This window comes from Pseudomonas sp. R62 (genome assembly GCF_000257605.1).
Lineage (GTDB): Bacteria > Pseudomonadota > Gammaproteobacteria > Pseudomonadales > Pseudomonadaceae > Aquipseudomonas > Aquipseudomonas atacamensis.
In genome coordinates this window covers 1,542,410-1,546,156 of sequence record NZ_JH635998.1, presented here as the reverse complement: position 1 = coordinate 1,546,156, position 3,747 = coordinate 1,542,410, and the positions used below count along the sequence as shown (strand labels likewise).

Here is a 3,747-nt window from a genome sequence, read left to right as displayed (position 1 = left end):
CGCCGCTCGGCTATGCACTGGCGCAGCTCAAGGGCATCTATATTTTGTCCGAGAATGCCCATGGTCTGGTGCTGGTGGACATGCATGCCGCCCACGAGCGGATCATGTACGAGCGCCTGAAAATCGCCATGGCCAGCGAAGGTCTAAGTGGCCAGCCGTTGCTGGTGCCGGAGTCGCTGGCCGTGAGTCAGCGCGAGGCCGATTGTGCTGAAGAACACGCCGCTTGGTTTCAGCGCCTTGGTTTTGAATTGCAGCGCCTGGGGCCGGAAACCCTGGCGATCCGGCAGATTCCCGCATTGCTCAAGCAGGCCGAAGCCAATCGACTGGTCGGCGACGTGCTTTCGGATTTGATGGAGTACGGCACCAGCGACCGTATCCAGGCGCACCTCAACGAATTGCTCGGCACCATGGCCTGCCACGGCGCGATCCGCGCCAACCGGCGTCTGGCCCTGCCGGAAATGAACGGCCTGCTGCGTGATATGGAAAACACTGAGCGCAGCGGTCAATGCAACCATGGCCGACCGACCTGGACCCAGCTGGGTCTGGACGATCTGGACAAACTGTTCCTGCGCGGTCGTTGATGAGCCAGCTTCCTCCAGCGATTTTCCTGATGGGCCCGACCGCTGCGGGCAAGACCGATCTGGCCATCGAGCTGACCAAAGTGCTGCCGTGCGAATTGATCAGTGTCGATTCCGCGCTGGTCTACCGCGGCATGGACATCGGCACGGCCAAGCCTTCGAAAGAGTTGCTGGCGCAATACCCGCACCGGCTGATCGACATCCTCGACCCCGCTGAAGCGTATTCAGCCGCCGATTTTCGTCGCGACGCGTTGCAGGCCATGGCCGAAATCACTGGGCGAGGAAAGATCCCGCTGCTGGTCGGCGGCACCATGCTCTATTACAAGGCTCTGGTCGAAGGTCTGGCGGACATGCCGGCGGCCGATCCCGAGGTCCGTACGCAGATCGAGGAAGAAGCTGCACGCCTCGGCTGGCAAGCCCTGCACGATCAACTGGCGCAAATCGATCCGGTGTCGGCGGCGCGCATTCATCCCAATGATCCGCAGCGCTTGAGTCGGGCACTTGAAGTGTATCGAGTCAGCGGGCAGAGCATGACCGCCCTGCGCGAGCAACAATCTGCGCAAAGTACTGAAGCAGCCGCTTCGGGACGCCAACAATTGCCCTATACTGTCGCGAACCTGGCCATTGCTCCGGCGAATCGTCAGGTTCTGCACCAGCGAATTGAACAAAGATTCACAAATATGTTGGAACAGGGATTCATCGACGAGGTCGTAGCCCTGCGTAAAAGAAGTGACCTGCATTCGGGGTTGCCGTCTATACGTGCGGTAGGCTACCGCCAAGTCTGGGATTACCTGGACGGCAAGCTGACATTGGCCCAGATGCAGGAGCGGGGCATCATCGCCACGCGCCAATTGGCCAAACGCCAGTTTACCTGGCTGCGCAGCTGGGACGATTTGCACTGGCTGGACAGTCTTGATTGCGACAATCTGCCACGCGCCTTGAAATACCTTGGGACCATCTCCATATTGAGCTGAGTCCTTGCAATTGCCGTCTATCCTTGGGGGTGTGACGGCCGAAGCCATCTGAATTTACCTGTTTTTATTATTGAATCCTTAAAGGAGTGCGGCACATGTCAAAAGGGCATTCGCTACAAGACCCTTACCTGAACACTTTACGTAAAGAGAAAGTCGGGGTTTCCATCTACCTGGTCAACGGTATCAAGCTGCAAGGGACGATCGAGTCGTTCGACCAGTTCGTGATCCTGCTGAAAAACACCGTAAGCCAGATGGTCTACAAACACGCTATCTCGACCGTCGTGCCGGTTCGTCCAATTCGTCTGCCTAGCGCAACCGAAAACGAACAGGGCGATGCCGATGCAGCGCCGGGTAACGCCTGATAGGAGTCTCCTTTGTTCTTTGAGCGCCACGGTGGTGGTGAACGAGTCATCCTCGTTCACTTGGATGGACAGGACCCTGAGGCGCGCGAAGATCCGCAGGAGTTTCAGGAGTTGGCAAATTCGGCTGGCGCCGAGACCGTCGCGTTTTTTAACGTGCCGCGTCATCGGCCAACCGCCAAATATCTGATCGGCAGCGGCAAGGTCGAGGAACTGCGCGACCTGGTCAAGGCTGAAGAAGCCGATCTGGTGATTTTCAATCACATCCTCACGCCCAGTCAGGAACGCAACCTCGAACGTGTTTTCGAGTGTCGCGTGATCGACCGCACCGGGCTGATTCTCGATATTTTCGCCCAACGCGCACGCACCCATGAGGGCAAGCTGCAGGTCGAACTGGCCCAGCTTGACCACATGAGCACGCGGCTGGTTCGCGGCTGGACTCACCTTGAACGTCAGGGTGGCGGTATCGGTATGCGCGGCCCGGGTGAAACCCAGCTGGAAACCGACCGCCGTCTGCTGCGGGTTCGCCTGCGTCAGATCAAGGGGCGGCTGGAGAAGGTGCGCAGTCAGCGCGAGCAGTCGCGCCGTGGCCGATCCCGTGCGGACATTCCTACCGTTTCGCTGGTGGGCTACACCAACGCGGGCAAATCGACACTCTTCAACAACGTGACGAAGTCCGAGGTGTACGCGGCCGATCAACTGTTCGCCACGCTCGACCCGACCCTGCGCCGGCTGGAGCTTGACGACCTCGGTCCGATCGTCCTCGCCGATACCGTGGGCTTCATTCGTCACCTGCCACACAAGCTGGTCGAGGCATTTCGGTCTACGCTCGAAGAGTCGAGCAATTCCGACCTGCTGCTGCACGTGATCGATGCGGCCGAACCGGATCGCATGTTGCAGATCGAGCAGGTGATGGTGGTGCTGGGCGAGATTGGTGCCCAGGACTTGCCGATCCTCGAGGTCTATAACAAACTCGATTTGCTCGAAGGCGTCGAGCCGCAGATCCAGCGTGATGCCGATGGCAAGCCGCAACGGGTCTGGCTCTCGGCGCGCGATGGCAGCGGTCTGGAATTGCTTGAACAGGCCATCGCCGAGTTGCTCGGCAGTGATCTGTTCGTCGGTACCTTGCGCTTGCCGCAACGCTTCGCTCGACTGCGTGCGCAGTTCTTCGAACTCGGTGCGGTGCAGAAAGAAGAATACGATGAAGAAGGTGTCAGCCTGCTGGCCGTTCGTTTGCCCCGGATCGAGTTGAATCGATTGGTAAGCCGCGAAGGATTGCAGCCGATGGAATTCATCGAGCAACACACTTTGCAATAAAAGCCTGACAAAGCGGTTGTGCCGCAACGGCAGGCATTCTGTAGCATTGGTCGGCGCGCCGTGGGTGCGTCTTTGCTTTATCAGATGGAGAGCGCTATGGCTTGGAATGAGCCGGGTGGCAACTCGAATAATCAGGATCCCTGGGGTGGCAAGCGCCGCAATAACGGCGACCGCAAGGGGCCACCGGATCTCGACGAGGCCTTCCGAAAGCTGCAGGAAAGCCTGAACGGGTTGTTCGGTGGTGGTAAGAAACGCGGTGATGACGGCGGCGGGTCGGGGCGCAGCAGTGGCGGCTTCGGCGGTCTGCTCGGCATCGGCCTGGTCGTGCTCGCGGCTGTCTGGCTGTACAGCGCGGTCTACGTGGTGGACGAGCAGGAGCAAGCCGTGGTGCTGCGCTTCGGCAAGTACTACGAGACTGTCGGCCCGGGTCTGAACATCTACTTCCCGCCGATCGACAAGAAGTACATGGAGAACGTGACGCGTGAGCGTGCGTACACCAAGCAGGGCCAGATGTTGACT

General features: G+C 59.4%; 4 protein-coding genes and 1 pseudogene. All 5 read left to right on the top strand.

What is annotated here, in order from left to right; all coding sequences use genetic code 11:
- Nucleotides 1-581, top strand: a pseudogene (mutL, locus tag OQK_RS31085) (DNA mismatch repair endonuclease MutL); the annotation flags it as partial.
- Nucleotides 581-1,552, top strand: a complete 972-nt coding sequence (miaA, locus tag OQK_RS08215; RefSeq protein WP_016771948.1) for a tRNA (adenosine(37)-N6)-dimethylallyltransferase MiaA — start codon at nucleotides 581-583, stop codon at nucleotides 1,550-1,552. The pseudogene mutL and the gene miaA, both read left to right, overlap by 1 nt.
- 95 nt (nucleotides 1,553-1,647) lie before the next feature.
- Nucleotides 1,648-1,914: an RNA chaperone Hfq gene (gene hfq, locus OQK_RS08210; RefSeq protein ID WP_016771947.1), complete on the top strand. Its 267-nt coding sequence runs from the start codon at nucleotides 1,648-1,650 to the stop codon at nucleotides 1,912-1,914.
- 12 nt (nucleotides 1,915-1,926) lie between these two features.
- The gene (gene hflX, locus OQK_RS08205) at nucleotides 1,927-3,228 is read left to right on the top strand and encodes a ribosome rescue GTPase HflX (RefSeq protein WP_016771946.1); all 1,302 of its coding nucleotides are present in this window, start codon (nucleotides 1,927-1,929) and stop codon (nucleotides 3,226-3,228) included.
- A gap of 96 nt (nucleotides 3,229-3,324) precedes the next feature.
- A partial coding sequence (locus OQK_RS08200; protein ID WP_038860738.1) for a protease modulator HflK N-terminal domain-containing protein occupies nucleotides 3,325-3,747 on the top strand: 423 nt, incomplete at its 3' end.